The organism is Winogradskyella pulchriflava, assembly GCF_042434315.1.
Taxonomy (GTDB): Bacteria; Bacteroidota; Bacteroidia; order Flavobacteriales; family Flavobacteriaceae; genus Winogradskyella; species Winogradskyella pulchriflava.
Window position 1 is genome coordinate 52,590 of the sequence record NZ_JBHLTQ010000005.1, and the last position, 17,180, is coordinate 69,769.

The 17,180-nt window shown below is 33.5% G+C and carries 18 protein-coding genes and 1 other RNA gene; 7 read left to right on the forward strand and 12 right to left on the reverse strand.

Features of this window, described 5'->3' with window-relative positions:
* Positions 1 to 65: 65 nt before the first annotated feature.
* Positions 66 to 593 carry a porin family protein gene (locus tag ACFFGA_RS09730; RefSeq protein ID WP_386063147.1) on the reverse strand — a complete coding sequence of 176 codons (528 nt, stop codon included), beginning with the start codon at positions 591 to 593 and terminating at the stop codon, positions 66 to 68.
* Between the two features lie 219 nt (positions 594 to 812).
* On the opposite strand from ACFFGA_RS09730, the gene xerA reads away from it, so the two are divergent.
* A complete protein-coding gene (gene xerA, locus ACFFGA_RS09735) occupies positions 813 to 1,721 on the forward strand; it encodes a site-specific tyrosine recombinase/integron integrase (RefSeq protein WP_386063150.1) in 909 nt (302 codons plus the stop codon).
* Positions 1,722 to 1,772: 51 nt separating this feature from the next.
* Here xerA and rny read toward each other — a convergent pair whose 3' ends face one another.
* The 4 genes from rny to ACFFGA_RS09755 form a co-directional block, all read right to left on the reverse strand.
* Positions 1,773 to 3,350, reverse strand: a complete 1,578-nt coding sequence (gene rny, locus ACFFGA_RS09740) for a ribonuclease Y (protein WP_386063152.1) — start codon at positions 3,348 to 3,350, stop codon at positions 1,773 to 1,775.
* A gap of 56 nt (positions 3,351 to 3,406) precedes the next feature.
* Positions 3,407 to 3,536, reverse strand: a non-coding RNA gene (gene ssrS, locus ACFFGA_RS09745) — 6S RNA.
* A gap of 59 nt (positions 3,537 to 3,595) precedes the next feature.
* Positions 3,596 to 3,883: a cell division protein ZapA gene (locus ACFFGA_RS09750; RefSeq protein ID WP_386063155.1), complete on the reverse strand. Its 288-nt coding sequence runs from the start codon at positions 3,881 to 3,883 to the stop codon at positions 3,596 to 3,598.
* 19 nt (positions 3,884 to 3,902) lie between these two features.
* On the reverse strand, positions 3,903 to 4,193 hold the full coding sequence (locus ACFFGA_RS09755; protein ID WP_386063158.1) for a coiled-coil domain-containing protein: 291 nt from the start codon (positions 4,191 to 4,193) through the stop codon (positions 3,903 to 3,905).
* Positions 4,194 to 4,372: 179 nt separating this feature from the next.
* On the opposite strand from ACFFGA_RS09755, the gene ACFFGA_RS09760 reads away from it, so the two are divergent.
* From ACFFGA_RS09760 to ACFFGA_RS09770, 3 genes are all read left to right on the forward strand, one after another.
* A complete protein-coding gene (locus ACFFGA_RS09760; RefSeq protein ID WP_386063161.1) occupies positions 4,373 to 6,061 on the forward strand; it encodes a M23 family metallopeptidase in 1,689 nt (562 codons plus the stop codon).
* Positions 6,062 to 6,161: 100 nt separating this feature from the next.
* Positions 6,162 to 8,627, forward strand: coding sequence for a carboxypeptidase-like regulatory domain-containing protein (locus ACFFGA_RS09765; protein ID WP_386063164.1), 2,466 nt, complete (start codon positions 6,162 to 6,164; stop codon positions 8,625 to 8,627).
* Between the two features lie 157 nt (positions 8,628 to 8,784).
* Entirely contained in the window at positions 8,785 to 10,590 is a 1,806-nt protein-coding gene (locus tag ACFFGA_RS09770; RefSeq protein ID WP_386063167.1) for a DUF8693 domain-containing protein, read from the forward strand.
* On the opposite strand, the gene ACFFGA_RS09775 is transcribed toward ACFFGA_RS09770, so the two are convergent.
* Positions 10,580 to 11,725 carry a cysteine desulfurase family protein gene (locus ACFFGA_RS09775; RefSeq protein ID WP_386063170.1) on the reverse strand — a complete coding sequence of 382 codons (1,146 nt, stop codon included), beginning with the start codon at positions 11,723 to 11,725 and terminating at the stop codon, positions 10,580 to 10,582. The two genes, ACFFGA_RS09770 and ACFFGA_RS09775, sit on opposite strands and share 11 nt — an antisense overlap.
* 35 nt (positions 11,726 to 11,760) lie before the next feature.
* Here ACFFGA_RS09775 and ACFFGA_RS09780 point away from each other — a divergent pair, with 35 nt between their 5' ends.
* Positions 11,761 to 12,759, forward strand: a complete 999-nt coding sequence (locus ACFFGA_RS09780) for a hypothetical protein (protein WP_386063173.1) — start codon at positions 11,761 to 11,763, stop codon at positions 12,757 to 12,759.
* Positions 12,760 to 12,761: 2 nt separating this feature from the next.
* On the opposite strand, the gene ACFFGA_RS09785 is transcribed toward ACFFGA_RS09780, so the two are convergent.
* Positions 12,762 to 13,319, reverse strand: coding sequence for a DUF8465 domain-containing protein (locus ACFFGA_RS09785; RefSeq protein ID WP_386064335.1), 558 nt, complete (start codon positions 13,317 to 13,319; stop codon positions 12,762 to 12,764).
* The gene (locus ACFFGA_RS09790; RefSeq protein WP_386063176.1) at positions 13,309 to 13,524 is read right to left on the reverse strand and encodes a hypothetical protein; all 216 of its coding nucleotides are present in this window, start codon (positions 13,522 to 13,524) and stop codon (positions 13,309 to 13,311) included. Before ACFFGA_RS09790 ends, ACFFGA_RS09785 begins: the two co-directional genes overlap by 11 nt.
* A 124-nt stretch (positions 13,525 to 13,648) precedes the next feature.
* On the opposite strand from ACFFGA_RS09790, the gene ACFFGA_RS09795 reads away from it, so the two are divergent.
* Together ACFFGA_RS09795 and ACFFGA_RS09800 are read left to right on the forward strand one after the other, a co-directional pair.
* Positions 13,649 to 13,915, forward strand: coding sequence for a DUF2752 domain-containing protein (locus ACFFGA_RS09795; protein ID WP_386064336.1), 267 nt, complete (start codon positions 13,649 to 13,651; stop codon positions 13,913 to 13,915).
* Between the two features lie 10 nt (positions 13,916 to 13,925).
* Positions 13,926 to 14,255: a CCC motif membrane protein gene (locus ACFFGA_RS09800; RefSeq protein WP_386063179.1), complete on the forward strand. Its 330-nt coding sequence runs from the start codon at positions 13,926 to 13,928 to the stop codon at positions 14,253 to 14,255.
* A gap of 72 nt (positions 14,256 to 14,327) precedes the next feature.
* On the opposite strand, the gene rocD is transcribed toward ACFFGA_RS09800, so the two are convergent.
* The 4 genes from rocD to ACFFGA_RS09820 all read right to left on the reverse strand — a co-directional run bounded on the left by rocD (position 14,328) and on the right by ACFFGA_RS09820 (position 17,106).
* Positions 14,328 to 15,572, reverse strand: coding sequence for an ornithine--oxo-acid transaminase (gene rocD, locus ACFFGA_RS09805; RefSeq protein WP_386063182.1), 1,245 nt, complete (start codon positions 15,570 to 15,572; stop codon positions 14,328 to 14,330).
* A gap of 171 nt (positions 15,573 to 15,743) precedes the next feature.
* On the reverse strand, positions 15,744 to 16,130 hold the full coding sequence (locus ACFFGA_RS09810; protein WP_386063185.1) for a DUF6768 family protein: 387 nt from the start codon (positions 16,128 to 16,130) through the stop codon (positions 15,744 to 15,746).
* Positions 16,120 to 16,671, reverse strand: a complete 552-nt coding sequence (locus tag ACFFGA_RS09815) for an RNA polymerase sigma factor (RefSeq protein ID WP_386063188.1) — start codon at positions 16,669 to 16,671, stop codon at positions 16,120 to 16,122. Before ACFFGA_RS09815 ends, ACFFGA_RS09810 begins: the two co-directional genes overlap by 11 nt.
* Positions 16,672 to 17,106: a hypothetical protein gene (locus ACFFGA_RS09820; RefSeq protein WP_386063191.1), complete on the reverse strand. Its 435-nt coding sequence runs from the start codon at positions 17,104 to 17,106 to the stop codon at positions 16,672 to 16,674.
* Between the last annotated feature and the right edge of the window lie 74 nt (positions 17,107 to 17,180).

The following is a 17,180-nucleotide window of genomic DNA, read 5'->3' on the forward strand; positions in this document are numbered from 1 at the left end:
CAAAAATCTTCAACAAAAAAAAAGAGGCGAAATTCGCCTCTTTAAATTTTATTGAATGACTAGAATTAGTTACCAAATCTGTAACCAACTCCTACTGTGAATACGTTATATTTAAAATCACCAGCATCGCTCTCAGATATATGGTTGTTCAACTGAAATCCATATCTAGCTTGAACGAAAAGTTCTTCAGAAATATCATAACTACCACCTATTGCAAGAGATATATTTAACTTAGTAGTATCAATATCAAAAGCATCAGAAATAGCATCTAAACCATCACCAACATCTCCACCTACAAAAGCTAATGTAGGACCAGCATGTATACTAAATTCATCAGATACAGCATACTTGGCGATAGCGTTTAAACCTATAGCTGAATAATCACCAGCCATTGCATATGTTACTTCTGGTTGAAGTGAAAACTGATCTGAAAGTTCTAAATCAGCAAAACCTCCAATATGGAAACCTGTTTCTGAACCATCAACGTCACCAGAACCTGAATACATAGAGAGACCTCCTAATACACCAAAAGTTTGAGCTTGTACGCTTGCAAAAGCAAATACTGCAAATGCAGCTAAAAATAATTTTTTCATAATCTTTAAAGTTTTAAAATTGATTAGTACAAACTAAAGCCTTTTTTTTGAAATAATAAAGTTTCTACGCACAGTTATTAACATTTTTGTAAACATTATTTTTTATATTATTGATTATCAGGTATTTAAAAATATCGTTATTAACATTTTTATATAAAAATACGATGAAATACGTAGTATATTCGTTAATTTTCACCGCATAAATTGCTAATTTTGAGTATGAAATGGTCTCAGGCAGTAACCGATTATAAACATTACCTTCAAATTGAGAGAGGATTATCAAATAACTCCATTGAAAATTACTGTTATGATATAAAAAAGCTAACCACATACCTTAATAACAATACTATTGATTCTACACCTATTTCAATAGACAATGAAACTGTAAAACAGTTTATCTACGCTATTTCCAAAACCATTAACCCTAGGTCTCAGGCAAGGTTGATTTCTGGCCTTCGTAATTTTTTTGATTATTTGATTTTTGAAAATTATAGAAAAGACAACCCATTAGATTTAATTGAATCCCCAAAAATTGGAAGAAAACTACCAGACACCTTATCTGTTAATGATATTGACAGTATTATAAGCGCAATAGATCTGAGCTATGGGTACAATGGTGTAAATCTTGGTGAACGTAACAGAGCTATTATAGAAACCTTATACAGTTGTGGTTTGCGTGTTAGCGAACTTATAGAACTAAAAATTTCTGACTTATTTTTTGAAGAAGGGTTTATAAAAGTTACTGGTAAAGGTGACAAACAACGTTTTGTACCTATTGGAGACACGACTCAAAAATATATTAATATCTGGAAATCCATAAGAAATCATATTAATGTACAACCAGACTCTAAAGATCATCTGTTTTTAAACTATAAAGGCAGAAAGCTAACACGTGCCATGATTTTTACAATCATAAAAAAGCTAGTTGAAAAATCTGGCATAAACAAAACAGTCTCACCACATACCTTTAGACACTCTTTTGCTACGCACCTATTAGAAAATGGTGCAGACCTAAGAGCCATACAAATGATGCTTGGTCATGAAAGTATAACAACTACTGAAGTATATATGCATGTTGACCGCTCTCATTTAAGTGAGGTTTTAAATAAATTTCATCCTAGAAAATAAAAAAAGCAACCAATTACTTGATTGCCTTTTTGAAATATTTGAGTTAGTAATTTACTTCGCAATATTCACTGCTCTAGTTTCTCTAATTACAGTGACTTTTACCTGACCAGGATAGGTCATATCTGTTTGTATTTTCTGAGATATTTCAAACGATAAACTTGCTGCTTTATCATCAGACACTTTTTCGCTTTCTACAATAACACGTAGCTCTCTACCTGCTTGTATAGCATAAGCTTTCTTTACACCTGTAAATCCAAAGGCTACATCCTCTAAATCCTTTAAACGTTGTATGTAAGAATCCAGTACTTGACGTCTTGCTCCTGGTCTTGCACCTGAAATAGCATCACATACCTGAACAATAGGCGACAATAAAGTTGTCATTTCAATCTCGTCGTGATGCGCTCCAATGGCATTACAAACTTCTGGTTTTTCACCATGCTTTTCTGCCCATTGCATACCCAAAATAGCATGAGGTGTTTCCACATCGGTTTCAGAAGATGGTACTTTACCTATATCATGAAGCAAACCTGCACGCTTAGCCAATTTAGGATTTAAACCTAATTCTGCAGCCATAACACCACATAACTTAGCAACTTCACGAGAGTGTTGCAGTAAGTTTTGTCCGTAAGACGAACGGTATTTCATACGTCCAACCATTTTTATTAGTTCAGGATGCAATCCATGAATACCTAAATCTATAACCGTACGTTTACCGACTTCAATAATTTCTTGTTCAATTTGTTTTTGAGTTTTCTTTACAACTTCTTCAATTCTTGCTGGGTGAATTCTACCATCAGTTACTAATTTGTGTAAAGACAAACGTGCAATCTCACGTCTTACAGAATCAAAACAAGATAGGATAATTGCTTCTGGAGTATCATCTACAATAATTTCAACACCAGTAGCAGCTTCAATAGCTCTGATATTTCTTCCTTCTCTACCGATGATTCTACCTTTTACATCATCAGATTCTATGTTAAATACAGATACACAGTTATCAACTGCTTCTTCAGTACCAATACGTTGAATAGTATTGATTATAATTTTCTTAGCCTCTTGCTGTGCCGTCATTTTGGCTTCTTCTATTCTATCTTGAATAAATGCCATAGCATCAGTCTTAGCCTCTTCTTTAAGTGATTCTACGAGTTGTGCTTTAGCTTCTTCTGCAGAAAGCTGAGAAATAACTTCTAATTGTTTTATTTGGCTTTTATGAGCCTTTTCTACCTCGTCTTTCTTTTTCTCTAAAAACTCAAGTCTAAAGTCATAATCTTTAACCTTATCCTCTAAAGACTGATTTGCCTTTTTTGATTTAGCAAGCTCATTAGAAATTTGTGATTCTTTATCTCTTATGCGTTTTTCGGCTTCTGCCATTTTCTTGTCACGTGAAAGAATCACCTTTTCGTGCTCAGCCTTTAACTCAATAAATTTTTCTTTAGCCTGAAGTATTTTATCTTTCTTTAAGGATTCAGCATCTACTTTTGCTTGTTTTAAAATCGAATTAGCCTCACTTTCAGCATTAGCAATGAGCTTCGACGCTTTTCCCTTTTCTAGTGATTTAGCAATTATATAGCCTAGTATTACACCTAATACTACTCCTCCAACAATATATAAAATTGTGTTAGTGTCCATGTTTATTATTTAGTTTAGTATATAAAAAAAGCCTACATCAGTTTTGGATTTTGTATAAACTCCTTAAAAACAAGTTTAGGGCTAACAAGCTGATCAAGGATCCGCTCAAGATACTGAAACGAGTTCAGCACTAGCGGCTTGCTTTTACAACTTAAACTCACCCTTTTTAAAGAATTAACGTTGAGTTTATCAAAAAATATAACTAATGTAGGCAGTAACCTTTTGTATTTTAAAGAACGTACGAGTTAAATATGTTGACTCAAAAGATCATTTAAAGCTTCTAACTTCTCTTGAACCTCTTCATTTACATACTCTTTATCTATTGACTTTTGCTCTACTTGAGCCGCAAATTGTAAAGCACACATGGCTAAAACATCTTGCTTATCTCTTACAGAATAATTCTGCTCAAATTGCCCTATCATAGCCTCAATTTTTTTTGTAGCTAAACGCAAACCTTCTTCTTGTTTAGGGTTAATTGTTAATGGATATACCCTATTTGCTATTGAAAGTTTAATTTTTAATTGATCTGACATTTAGTCTAAATTTACAACATTATTCTGAGAGTTGTCCTATACAATGGTCAATATCTCTGATAAGTGCATTTATTTTGAGCTTCGTTTCTCGTTTATTTTCGTCACTACCAAGCATTGAATTTGCTATTTTGAGTGTTTCATATTTTTCCATCCAAGAGGCAATATCCTCTTGTTGCTCAAGAAGCTTTTGTTGCTGTAACTCTAATTGTTCTGAGAGTTTTGCATTAGTCTGTTTTAAGACCTCTTGCTTATGTAAAACCTTACTGATTTTATTCTCTAAGGCATCAACAATTTCTTCTATTTTACTCATTAAAGTAATTCAATACTATTGAAACAAAGTTAACATACCTAATGAAAAAATACAATTCTTTTACAAATATTTTTAAATGCCATAACATTAAATGAATGAAAGCGTTAGGAAAAATAATACAGTATTAACGTTTTGTATATCGCAAGCAAATTAATATTTTAGCTTCAATTGATTATTTCATGAAAAAAATTCTGCTCCTTTTATTAATCCCGTTTACAACTTACGCGCAATCTGAATATCCTCAGGATTACTTTAGAAATCCGCTAGATATTACCTTGGTGCTGTCTGGTACTTTTGGCGAACTTAGATCGTCACATTTTCATTCTGGATTAGATATAAAAACACAGCAAAGAGAAGGTTTAAAGGTTTATACAGCTGCTGAGGGTTACGTAAGCAGAATTAAAATTTCGCATTATGGTTACGGGAAAGCAATTTACGTAACACACCCTAATGGCTATACTACTGTTTATGGTCATCTTCAAAAATTTTCTGAACGTTTAGAAAAATACATCAAGGAATGCCAATACGAAAAGGAAAGCTTTGAAGTGGAGGTTTTTCCTAGTTCAGAAGAACTTCTTGTTTCACCAGATGAGATTATAGGTTACTCAGGAAACACTGGAGGTTCTGGTGGTCCGCATTTGCATTTTGAAATTAGAGACAACCAAGAACGTCCTATGAACCCAATGTTGTTTGGTATAGACGTAAAAGACACCAAAGCTCCTTTTGTTTCTGCAATTTACGCTTATCCTAAGGATGAAAATGCTACTATTAACGGTAAGAATGAACGTGTTCCATTACGATTAATACCGAGAACAAGCGGAGATTATGAGGTTGAAAAAATCACAGCTTTTGGAAGTATTGGCTTTGGAATAACCTCTTACGACAAACAGGATTTAGCGCCAAACAACAATGGTGTAAGTAATATTCAAACATTCTTTAACGGCAACAAAAGTTTGGAAATAGATTTTAAACGTTTCAGTTTTGATGAATCTAAGCACATTAAACGTTTGATTGATTATGAATATTTTAAAACAAAACGCTCCAGAATTCAGAAATTATTTATTCAAAAAAACAATCCTTTAAGCCTTTACAAAGACGCTTATGACGATGGCTACATTAATGTTGAAGATAGCACGTCTTCAGTCTATAAAGTTAGAATCAGAGATTTTAAGGGCAATGAAACCTGGGTGAATATTCCTGTTGACGGAAAAAAAGAAAAAATTGAGCATAGTTTTGATGATAGCACTTCAGAGATGTCATTAATTTACAGCAACCAACCGACTACGCTTCAATCTGGTAATGTTACCGTAAACTTTTACGAGAACACAGTTTATGATGATGTATTGATAGATTTTAAAGTAAGTTCAGACACGCTTCACCTTCACGAAGACAATATACCACTTCAAAAAAACTTTTACATTAATTACGATTTAAAGAACTATAAAGAAGAACATTTAGATAAGATTTTTATTGCAAGGTTATATGGCTATTACAAAAAGCCTAGTTATGTTAACACTAAACGAAAAGGCAATATTCTAAGTGCTGGCAGTAAGACCTTCGGCACCTATACTTTAGTAATGGATACGGTTGCTCCAACCATTACACCTATTAATTTTAAAGATAAAAAATGGTTAAGCAAATACCGTTATCTTAAGGTTAAAATTGATGACGAACTCTCAGGAATAAGTAAATACAGAGCTACAGTAAATGGAGAATGGATTTTAATGGAGTACGATTATAAAACCAAGATGCTTGTGCACGATTTTAATGATAATATCGTTAAGGATACTAAGAACGAATTAAAGATAATTGTTACGGATAATGTTGGAAATAGTTCTACATTTGAAGCAACATTTTTTAGAAAATAAAATTTTAGACTAAAGACCGCTACGCATTTAGAATGAAGACTAAGACCATTTTAATTCAAATTCTAAGGCAAAACTTTTAAATCTAACTAAAACCAAATATTTGAAACGCTTACATTTCATTCTACTACTAAGCTTGCTTTTCAGTGCACTTTCTTTCTCGCAATCTGCTATTATAAGAGGAGTTATCTTAGACGAAGCTAATATTCCTATAGAAAGTGTTAACATAAAAGCATCTACCGGAGAAGGTACTGCAACCAACACAAATGGATTTTATGAATTAAGAATTCCCTCAGGAGTAGAAGTCACTATCGAATTTACGCATCTTAATCACAAGCGAATCGTTCAAAAGTTTCAATTAAAAAATGGGCAAGAACTGGAATTTAACCCAGTGATGTTAGTTGAAGTAGAGCAATTACCAGATATTGTAATTAACAATAACACAAGAACCAGAATTGATGGTTTGGTCTCAGTTACACCAAAAACTTTAAGAACTATAAAAGGTGCGCAACCTGGAGTTGAGAATATTCTAAAAACATTACCAGGTGTTAACATTTCTAATGAATTGAGCACTCAATATTCAGTACGTGGTGGAAATTTTGATGAAAATTTGGTGTATGTTAACGAGATTGAAGTTTACAGACCATTTTTAATTCGTTCTGGTAATCAAGAAGGATTAAGTTTTGTAAATACGGATTTGGTACAGAATGTAGATTTCTCGGCTGGTGGTTTTCAAGCTAAATTTGGAGACAAATTATCTTCTGTTTTAGATATTACTTACAGAAATCCTGTTGCATTTGGTATTAGGACAGATTTAAGTTTGTTAGGAGGAAGTGTTGCGGCTGAAGCTGTTTCTAAAGATGGTAAGTTTTCAGGAATTGCAGGAGTACGTTATAGAGACAATAGTTTAATCTTAAACAATCTTGAAACCGAAGGTAATGTAGAACCTGTTTTTGCTGATGCCCAAACCTATTTAACATATCGGTTTTCGGATAAGTTTCATTTAAATTTCCTTGGGAATATATCCTTAAACAAATACAACTTTCAACCAGAAAACAGACAAACGAACTTTGGTACTTTACAAGAACCTGTAGCGCTTTTGGTGTTTTATGACGGTCAGGAAAAAGACCAATACCAAACCTATTTTGGAGCTTTTAAAGCCAATTATTTTGTTAATGACGATTTAACGCTAAAACTAATTGCGTCTGCATACCACACTATTGAACAAGAATACTTCGACATTTTTGCACAATACCGTTTGGGAGAAGTAAACACCAATATTGGAGATGACAATTTAGGTGAAGTAGAATTTAGTGAAGGTATTGGCTCTCAATTAACACATGCACGTAACGATTTGGATGCGTTTATTGTAAATGCAGAACATAGAGGAGATTATAAAATTGATGAGGAATCTACAGTAGAATGGTCTGTAAAATATACTCATGAAGATATTAGAGACCGATTGGTGGAATGGGAAGTAATTGATTCTGCTGGGTTTTCAATTCGTCCTCCTAATTTTAGCATTCCTAACCTTCAACCTTACCAACCGTTTGAAGGACCGCTTACGGCTTTTGAAAATGTTAGAGCTTTAAACAGAGTACAAATTGATCGTATGCAGGCTTTTGCGCAATATAGCAAACGCACAGAATGGGGAACCAACGAAGTTTTCTACAATGCTGGTATAAGAGCTCACAACTGGACGGTAAGTGGTGAAGCTATAGAAAGTAAAACACAAACAGTTTTTAGTCCTAGAGCGCAATTTGCTATAAAACCAGATTGGGAAAAGGACATGCTTTTTAGAGTTGCTGGTGGATTATATTACCAACCACCATTTTATAGAGAGTTAAGAGACTCATCTGGTGTAGTACAGCCAGATGTAAAAGCTCAGAAATCATTCCATATAGTACTAGGAAACGAATACAGCTTTCAAATTTGGGACAGACCATTTAAGCTCGTAACAGAAGCCTACTACAAAGGTCTATCTGATGTAAATCCATACACATTAGAAAATGTTAGAATCCGCTACAGAGCCAAAAATAATGCCACAGCTTATGCTTACGGATTGGATATGAGACTTAATGGTGAGTTTGTGCCTGGAACTGAATCCTGGTTTAGTTTTGGATACTTAAAAACTGAAGAAAACATAGATAACAGAGGCTACATCTCCAGACCTACTGACCAACGTCTTAAGTTTGGAGCTTTGTTTCAGGATTATGTACCAAATATGCCTAATCTAAAAATGTATCTCAATTTGGTGTATAATACTGGTGTACCAGGTGGTTCACCAAGTTATGCAGATCCTTACGATTATCAAATACGATTAAGGGATTATAGACGTGCAGACTTAGGAATTTCTTTAGAATTAGTAAACCCAACAAAAACTTATAACGCACGTTGGAAAAAGAAATTTAGAGAACTCTCTCTTGGCTTCGAAATTTACAACATGTTTAATAACCAAAACTCTATTACCAATACTTGGGTGAGAGATGTCTATACTAAACGTCAGTTTGCAATTCCTAATTATTTAACGCCTCGTGTTTTTAATTTAAGATTGTCTGCTAGATTTTAACTTTTTGAAGATATTTAGTCTAATTTGCTGAGTTTTTAGCGAAACAGTCAAATTCCTCGTTGTATGACAACTAAGGTATCGTTAAATTTTATAAATTTGTAACTATCTAATTCACTTTAGGTTACCCTACTAAGCTATAGTTAAAAATTTTAAAAGCATGAAATATTCCCTCATCGCATGCCTAATGCTATGTTTTAGTATGGCTTCTGCACAACTTAGTGTAAGGAACAACGCCTTTGTCTATGTAAATGATCAAGTCCTGTATGTTGAGGATGATGTTAATCTAGAGGAAGCTACAGCCAAACTATATCTAAGAAGCGAATCGCAATTACTACAAGGCGCTGGTACAACTGGTAATTCTGGAATTGGAGAACTAAGTGTTTACCAAGACGGAACCGTTAATCAGTGGGCATACAACTATTGGTGCTCTCCTGTTGGTGGTATTCTATCCAATACTAGTGGTAATAACGATTATAGAATAAACCAATTGGATGACCCTTTACTAGCTACAGCAAGTACAATTGATAGTAATAATAGTGCTTTTACTGCTGCGTATAACGGAACCGCTAGCCCTTTATTAATATCAACACGATGGTTGTGGACTTATGTGTCCTCAAGTGCTTATGCAGATTGGATTTTTGCTGGTGATACTGGTGATATAAATCCTGGATTAGGATTTACAATGAAAGGAAATGGAACTGCCAGTACTGGCAATACAACATACGATTTTAGAGGTAAGCCAAACAATGGTACAATGGCAAACCCTGTTGCTGCAGGAGATTTTACCTTGGTAGGTAATCCATATCCTAGTGCTATGGACTCTGCTGCTTTTATACACGATACTCAAAATCAAGCAGCCATAACTGGCACTTTATTTTATTGGGAACAAGACGCTAGTACATCTCAAACTCAAACGCATGTCTTACAGGAGTATGTAGGAGGTTATTCGGAATTTACAATTAACTCATCAGGTGTAATTATATCTAATACTCCTGCGGTGTTTTTCACTTATGACGAGCAAGATAATATGTATTCGCTTCCACCTGGCCCACCAGCTTCAGGCACTAAAATGGCGCAACGCTATATCCCAATAGGTCAAGGATTTATGGTAGAAGGCAGAGTTGGCACAACTGGTACTGTACGTGCAAAAAATGAACATCGCGCTTATGTAAAAGAAGGTGCTCAAAGTTATTTCTTTAGAAATGCTAATGTTACGAATACAGATACAGGCGAAATTCAATTTCAAGAAAATGGGCTTCCTATTGTACCAAGCGACTATAAACGTTTTAGAGTTAATGTAGATTTTAGTGTTAACCAATCACAATACACAAGACAGCTTTTATTGAATTTTCATGATACAGCAACAGCTGGTTTTGATTATGGTTTAGAATTAAGTCGATCTGACAATCATGCTTCAGATACTTACTTTACTTTAGACAACAAGGCTTATTCAGCACAGGCATACCCTTTTGAACAAGCTTTAGTTATTCCGCTTAACGTCGATATAGAACAACAGCAACCGCTTAGATTTAGAATTTTTGATATCCAGAATTTTGATGACTCTCAAGGCATCTATATTCATGATATTGAAAATGAAATTTATGTCAACCTTAGAGACCAAGATTACGAGCTAAACATAGATCCAGGAACCTACACAGATCGTTTTGAAATCGTATTTACACCAGGTCAATCATTGGGTGTTGATGATTTTGAAGTTAGTAAACTAACTGTTATCCAAAACAATGGAATCCATCAACTTGCGGTATTAAATCCAAATGGATTAGATATAAAATCTATTGAAGTTTTTGATGTTGCTGGTAAACGTATGCTAAATAGTCAGTATGATGTTGTATCTAATCGCTATGAGTTATCTACAGTAGATTTAAGCGATGGTGTTTATATTGTGAATGTAACTTCTAATACAAACACAGTAAAATCTGAAAAGGTAATCGTTAAGAATTAACAAAAGCCTTTAGTACCTTAACAACATAGTCTAATTCTTCTTTGGTATTAAAAATACTGAACGAAAAACGTACAGATGGACGCTTTAGCTTATCATCATCCAATATTGCTGAAAGCACATGAGATTGTTGACTGCTTCCACTTTGGCACGCACTTCCTTTAGAACATGCTATACCTTTTAAATCTAACTGAAACTGAAGCATTGGTGCTTTTTCTGGAGCAATTGGTAAACATACATTCACCAAAGTATACGTGCTGTTTATTGCATCTTCACACCCACCATTAAAGCTCACATTTTCTAAATTATCTTTTAATTGTTGAATGAAGTAAGTCTTTAACTCAGAGATATAATCCTTTTCTACAGCTAAATTAGTGTATGCTATTTTTAATGCTTCGTCCATCCCAACAATATTATGGGTTGACTCCGTACCAGCTCTATATCCTCTTTCTTGTTCACCTCCAAAAATTAAAGGTTTTAAACCAGATTCTTTTCTAATATAACAGAAACCAACACCTTTTGGTCCATGAAATTTATGGGCACTAGCAGCCATAAAATCAATAGGAATTTTATTTAAATCTATTTGGTAATGCCCAACAGACTGCACTCCATCCGTATGGAATAGAGCGTTGTTTTCCTTACACATTTTGGCAACGCACTCTATATCTAGAATGTTTCCAATTTCATTATTAATATGCATTAAGCTTACTATAGCCTTATCCGAAGTCTGTAACAATTCTTGTAAATGGCTATAATCAACCAAGCCGCAATCATCTAAATCGACATAGCTTAGCCTTACATTATATTCCTTTTGTAATTGTTCTGCAGTATGCAAAACCGCATGATGCTCTATTCTAGATGTAATAATTTCTGTAACACCTAAATCTCTTACAGCACTGCGCAATGCTAAATTATCTGCTTCTGTTCCTCCAGAAGTGAAAACAATTTCAGAAGCCGAAACTTTAAAATAGCTGGCTATATTTTTTCTGCATTGTTCTAAAAGGGATTTAGAAGCTCTGCCAAAACTATGTATTGAAGAGGCATTACCATAGTTTTCTTGCAAAACTTGGGTCATTCGTTCAACAACTTCTGGTCGCAACGCTGTAGTTGCTGCGTTATCTAAATATACGGACTTCATAGTGCAAAAATATCGTAAATAAAATTATTTAGATAATGCAACGTTATAATTTTACAAATCCATTATTTTTGTTCAAAATTGAAGCTATGATACGTCGTTTTTTTATAATCTTTTGTTTAGCATTTTTAACCACATGTGATGATGGTGATATTATTTCTGTGGATTTAGAGTTTGATGAAGAATTAGAACTTTGCGAAAATTTTGAGGATTCTTACATCTTATTTGATTCTAGAGAAGATCCTAACGAAGCTTTAATTTTAATATTTCCAAGAGATGGTGAACCTTACGAAAATTTCTTTGAAAATGACACACCAGCTAGCGAACTCACGGAATTAAATATTGAAGAAGATTTTGATATTAACGAAACTACCGTAAGGTTTATCTACAGAACTTATAACAGAGCCATAGATGCTAGTGATATCTGTTCTGTTGTACCACCTTCTGATTTAACTATACGAGAAGATTATGAAGCTAATAGCGGAACAGTTTATGTATCAATTACTATTGAAGATGACGATGAAGATGGAGTACCAAATGAATACGAATACGGTCCTGGAGGCATAGACAATCCACAGGATACTGATGGTGATGGATTCCCAGATTATATTGATCAAGATGACGATAACGACAATGTACTAACAATCAATGAACTAAATGACAGTGATAGTGATAATGATCCTAATACTAACCCATTAAACACTGATGGTGATGACAAACCCAATTATTTAGATGATGATGATGATGGAGATGGCGTACTTACAAGATTAGAAGATATCGATGAAAATGAAAACCCAAGAAGTCAAAACAATATAGTTCTTGATGAAAATGGCATGAACATTTATCGTTATCTATATAATCACCCAACTGCCATGGAAGAATTTGCTGATTCTGGTTTTATTAATAATACTTACAAGAGGGTTATTAAAACGGAGTTTACAGTAACTAACACTGGCATAGAAATTATCAGTGCAACTGTAATCGATTTTGGAACGTATGAAACTGGCGCTATTAGTTTTACAACAGAAATTGATTAAATTCAAGGTGCTATATTCTGAAATATCTTAACTTCAGTAGCACCTAAACCATAAGTTTTATAATCAGCATCATAAAACTTTACATTATTATACCTACCAAACATTGTTTCCAACTCCTGACGAAGCACACCTTCACCTACTCCATGTATAAATACGACTTTTGGAATGCGTTTTTTTATGGCAAATTCTAATTGCTTTCGTGCGGTATCTAATTGTAAGTTGAGCATATCAAAATTAGTCATGTTGCGTGTAGAATCTGTAAGATGATGAATATGTAAGTCAACTTCAAATTTAGGAGCATGACGCTCTTTGGGTTTTACTTTGGGTGTTTGTTTTCTTTTTTTGAGTTCCTTTTCTTTCTTTATAGACTCTATATCAACATCAAAAACAGAGCTATCAATTTTATTTTCTGAAACAGAAAGTATGAGTTCACGGGCTTCAAACTGAAATTCAAAACCATCCTCATCTTCAATAGTAATAGTATTACCATTAATCTTAGTTACAGTGCCAATAATAGCATCATCAACAGTTTCAACAACATCACCTTTTTTAATCTTCATCATTTTCACTTTTAACTATGGTGTCCTCTTGTTCTTTGTCGTATTTACTAGGAATATTTCTAGACATTCTATAAATACCAAACATTAACAACATTATTCCACCCATTAATAAGTAGGTGTTTTGTTTTTCCTCAGCTTGTGCGTATATGGCAATTATTCCGCCAACAACTATACATATTAAGTTTATAATTCTAGAAATACTCATAGTTTAATGTTGATTAGAATACAAAAATACGGTTTTGGACAATTTACAATAGCAATTATATAATTATTCCATAAAACCTTAATTTAGCACTATGTTTTTAGCGATTAAAAGTCTTGAAGATTATATGTTGCCATGCTTAAACAAAAAGTTGTTTGGCTTTGAGTGCATGGGTTGTGGACTGCAACGCTCTGTTATTTTACTATTAAAAGGACAGCTTGTTGATGCTTTTTTTATGTATCCTGCCATTTACACACTTATTGCTTTGTTTGGGTTTCTTATAATTAACAGTTTTAAAAAAATCAAATACAGCAATAAAATTATTGTTATATTGGCTTTAGCTAATGTATTTATTATTATTAGCAATTTTCTAATCAAACTTTACTTAAAATAAAATTTCAATTATGGAACAACAAAGATTAAACCCAGCTATTGTTTATGTTTTAGCTATTTTAGGATTATTATGCTGCTGTTTTGGTGGTCTTGGAGTATTGCTTGCAGGTCCAGCTTTTCTTATTGCTAATAGTAATCTAAAAAAAGCCAGCTTAAATCCTGAAAATTATGATTTAGCAAGCGTAAAAAATATGAACACAGCTAAAATAGTAGCTCTAGTAATCTTAATTATAAATGTTATTTATTTAATAATGACTATTTATAGAATTTACACCGTTGGTTGGGATGAGCTCATGAGACAATCTCAAGAAATGATGGAACAATGGCAACAAAACCAGTAGTTTAGTTGCTTAAACATAAAAAGCGATTTTCAATTAAGAAAATCGCTTTTTTATTATAAATACAATGAAGCTTTAAGCTTCAAATTCTTTTAAAGTCTTAATAATTATTGAGACACAATCTAATAATTGTTCTTCATTCATTACTAAAGGTGGCGCAAAACGAATAATGTTTCCATGAGTTGGCTTAGCCAGTAAACCATTATCTCTTAAACGTAAGCAGATATTCCAAGCGGTATCACTTTCTTCATCGTCGTTGATTACAACGGCATTCAACAAGCCTTTTCCTCTTACTAAATTTGCAATAGAACTCGTCTCGATAAACTTAGCAAGCTCACTTCTAAACAATTGTCCTAATCTTTCAGCATTTTCAGCTAAATCTTCATTCTTAACAACTTCTAAAGCAGCAATTGCCACTGCAGCAGCAACAGGATTTCCTCCAAACGTACTTCCGTGATTCCCTGGTTTAATGACATTCATAATATTATCATTTGCCAAAACAGCTGATACAGGATAAGCACCACCACTTAATGCTTTACCAAGAATTAAAACATCTGGCTTTACATTTTCATGATCCACAGCTAAAAGTTTACCTGTTCTTGCAATACCTGTTTGTACTTCGTCTGCAATAAATAAAACATTATGAGCTTCACATAAGGCTTTTGCTTTTGCTAAGTAACCTTCACTTGGCACGTACACACCTGCTTCACCTTGTATTGGCTCAACCAAGAAACCTGCAATATTAGAATTGCTTTTTAAAGTCTCTTCTAAGGCATTTAAATTATCATATTCTATTTTAATGAATCCTTTGGTATAAGGCCCAAAATTTTTGCGAGCTACAGGGTCATTACTAAAAGAGATTATAGTCGTTGTTCTTCCGTGAAAGTTATTCTCGCAAACTATAATTTCAGCTTCATTTTCATCAATACCTTTAACCTCATAAGCCCATTTTCTACAAAGTTTTAAAGCCGTTTCTACAGCTTCAGCACCTGTATTCATTGGTAGTAATTTATCGAAACCAAAATATTCAGTAGCATACTTCTCATATTTACCAAGCATATCGTTATAAAACGCACGAGAGGTTAATGTTAAGTTTTGTGCCTGATTAGTCATTGCTCCAACAATTTTTGGATGACAATGTCCTTGGTTTACGGCAGAGTATGCAGATAAAAAATCGTAATACTTTTTACCTTCTACGTCCCAAACATACACACCTTCTCCTCTACTTAATACTACAGGTAGTGGATGGTAATTGTGCGCACCATACTTGTTTTCTAAATCGATCGCTTGTTGCGATGTTAATTGGTCTAAAACAGCCATTTTAAAATAATTTAATTGTGAATAAAATAACCATTCCTGCTCTACCTTTATTCCTTCAAAAGCTTTGCGTAACCATTTTTGAAGTTATGGTGAAGCCTTGAAAAAGCAGCGTGGGAGAGAAATCATCCCTAGAGGTCTGCAAATTACTAAATAATAAATTGATAAAAAATTCTATTCCGAAATTTTACTACTCAACGAAGATACTTGAAGTTCTAATCGTTTTATTTCTCTTGTCATGGCATTTCTATGAATCTGCATCCAAGCATAGATTTTCAACATACTCATTACACTCAAACTTAGAAAAAATCCTGCAATCCAAAGCATAAGGTCATTAGTTTTTTCTACATCAAACGTTTGAAAAAGGCAATAAAGCATTAATCCAAATGCAGCTATATTAATGATGTGCATAATAACAGTTAACCACACGTTTTTTCCTTTGTACAGACCACCAATCATCTGCCAGACATTTTGTTCGTCTAAATCATCATAAAATTTAGCTTCTTCTTCAGTCAATGTATCTTTAATTAATTTGTCGATGTCTTCAATTTTAGTTTTCATAATTTCTATGTTTTAAAGTTTTTTTTAATTTTTCTCTTGCATGAAATAGTCGTGATTTAGCTGTTCCTACAGATATATTTAACAGTTTACTTATTTGCTTCAGCTTATAATCTTGATGGTAAAAAAGTTTTACTACTTCCCTTTGGTTTTCAGGAAGTGCATTTATAGCTTTTAAAAGTATCTGTTTCTGAATCTGATTTTCTGAATAATGCTCTTCAAAGCTTTCTATTTCCTTATCATAACCAACTGTTCGTTTTTGATTTTTGGTCTGCTCTCTTAACCAATCCGTAGACTTATTACATACAATTCTATACGCCCAAAATTTAAATTGCCTTGGCTCTTTTAAATCTTCTATCTTGTTAATAATAATCGACCAACTATCTTGGGCAATATCTTTTGCCGCATCCTTATCCTTTACCAACCAATAGGCTTTATCACAAAACAATTTATGCCATCGTTTCACCAATAGAGCAAGCGCCTTTTTATCACCATTTTTATAGGCGTTAACTAATTTTTCATCTATGCTTTGGTCAGTTTTCAATTAAGCAAGTTTAGTTTGAAAGGATTTACTTTTATAAATTTTTCGTAAAAGCTTTACCCACACATTATATGTTGTTTCTTTCTTCTCAGCTAAAAAATGATTTTCAACTTTATCAAAAGCATCTTCTATTAGCGCATCATGAAGCCAACGGACTGCATAAACCCATAATAAAACTGCTTTAAAGGATAGTTTAGCATTAATCTCGTGCCTTATTTCTGTCGTATTACTATTAAGAGCCGTTATTTTCAACTCATGGATACCATTAAATCCATCTGGTTTTGAAAATTGAAACTTAATATACTCTCCTTCCCTAAAATCAATAATTGTGTAGCGCACGAAACCATGACCACCACGACTCCCAATATTCATTCCATCATTGAATCTTATGGCTGGCCAGTGTTCGTATGGCCAAACTAGATCGTTTTGTGTCGCCAAAGTTTTAAACAGTTGAGACACCTTTTCTTTTGGTTGTTGTATTGATCGCTTATGGATATTTATGACTTGCATAC

Excerpts from the sequence above, each read along its gene's own strand:
- ACFFGA_RS09750 (WP_386063155.1), bottom strand. The coding sequence starts at position 3,883 with ATGTCAGATCAATTAAAAATTAAACTTTCAATAGCAAATAGGGTATAT.
- rocD (WP_386063182.1), bottom strand. The coding sequence starts at position 15,572 with ATGGCTGTTTTAGACCAATTAACATCGCAACAAGCGATCGATTTAGAA.
- rny (WP_386063152.1), bottom strand. The coding sequence starts at position 3,350 with ATGGACACTAACACAATTTTATATATTGTTGGAGGAGTAGTATTAGGT.
- ACFFGA_RS09770 (WP_386063167.1), top strand. The coding sequence starts at position 8,785 with ATGAAATATTCCCTCATCGCATGCCTAATGCTATGTTTTAGTATGGCT.
- ACFFGA_RS09780 (WP_386063173.1), top strand. The coding sequence starts at position 11,761 with ATGCAACGTTATAATTTTACAAATCCATTATTTTTGTTCAAAATTGAA.
- ACFFGA_RS09795 (WP_386064336.1), top strand. The coding sequence starts at position 13,649 with ATGTTGCCATGCTTAAACAAAAAGTTGTTTGGCTTTGAGTGCATGGGT.
- ACFFGA_RS09790 (WP_386063176.1), bottom strand. The coding sequence starts at position 13,524 with ATGAGTATTTCTAGAATTATAAACTTAATATGTATAGTTGTTGGCGGA.
- xerA (WP_386063150.1), top strand. The coding sequence starts at position 813 with ATGAAATGGTCTCAGGCAGTAACCGATTATAAACATTACCTTCAAATT.
- ACFFGA_RS09810 (WP_386063185.1), bottom strand. The coding sequence starts at position 16,130 with ATGAAAACTAAAATTGAAGACATCGACAAATTAATTAAAGATACATTG.
- ACFFGA_RS09775 (WP_386063170.1), bottom strand. The coding sequence starts at position 11,725 with ATGAAGTCCGTATATTTAGATAACGCAGCAACTACAGCGTTGCGACCA.
- ACFFGA_RS09730 (WP_386063147.1), bottom strand. The coding sequence starts at position 593 with ATGAAAAAATTATTTTTAGCTGCATTTGCAGTATTTGCTTTTGCAAGC.
- ACFFGA_RS09755 (WP_386063158.1), bottom strand. The coding sequence starts at position 4,193 with ATGAGTAAAATAGAAGAAATTGTTGATGCCTTAGAGAATAAAATCAGT.
- ACFFGA_RS09800 (WP_386063179.1), top strand. The coding sequence starts at position 13,926 with ATGGAACAACAAAGATTAAACCCAGCTATTGTTTATGTTTTAGCTATT.
- ACFFGA_RS09785 (WP_386064335.1), bottom strand. The coding sequence starts at position 13,319 with ATGAAGATTAAAAAAGGTGATGTTGTTGAAACTGTTGATGATGCTATT.
- ACFFGA_RS09760 (WP_386063161.1), top strand. The coding sequence starts at position 4,373 with ATGAAAAAAATTCTGCTCCTTTTATTAATCCCGTTTACAACTTACGCG.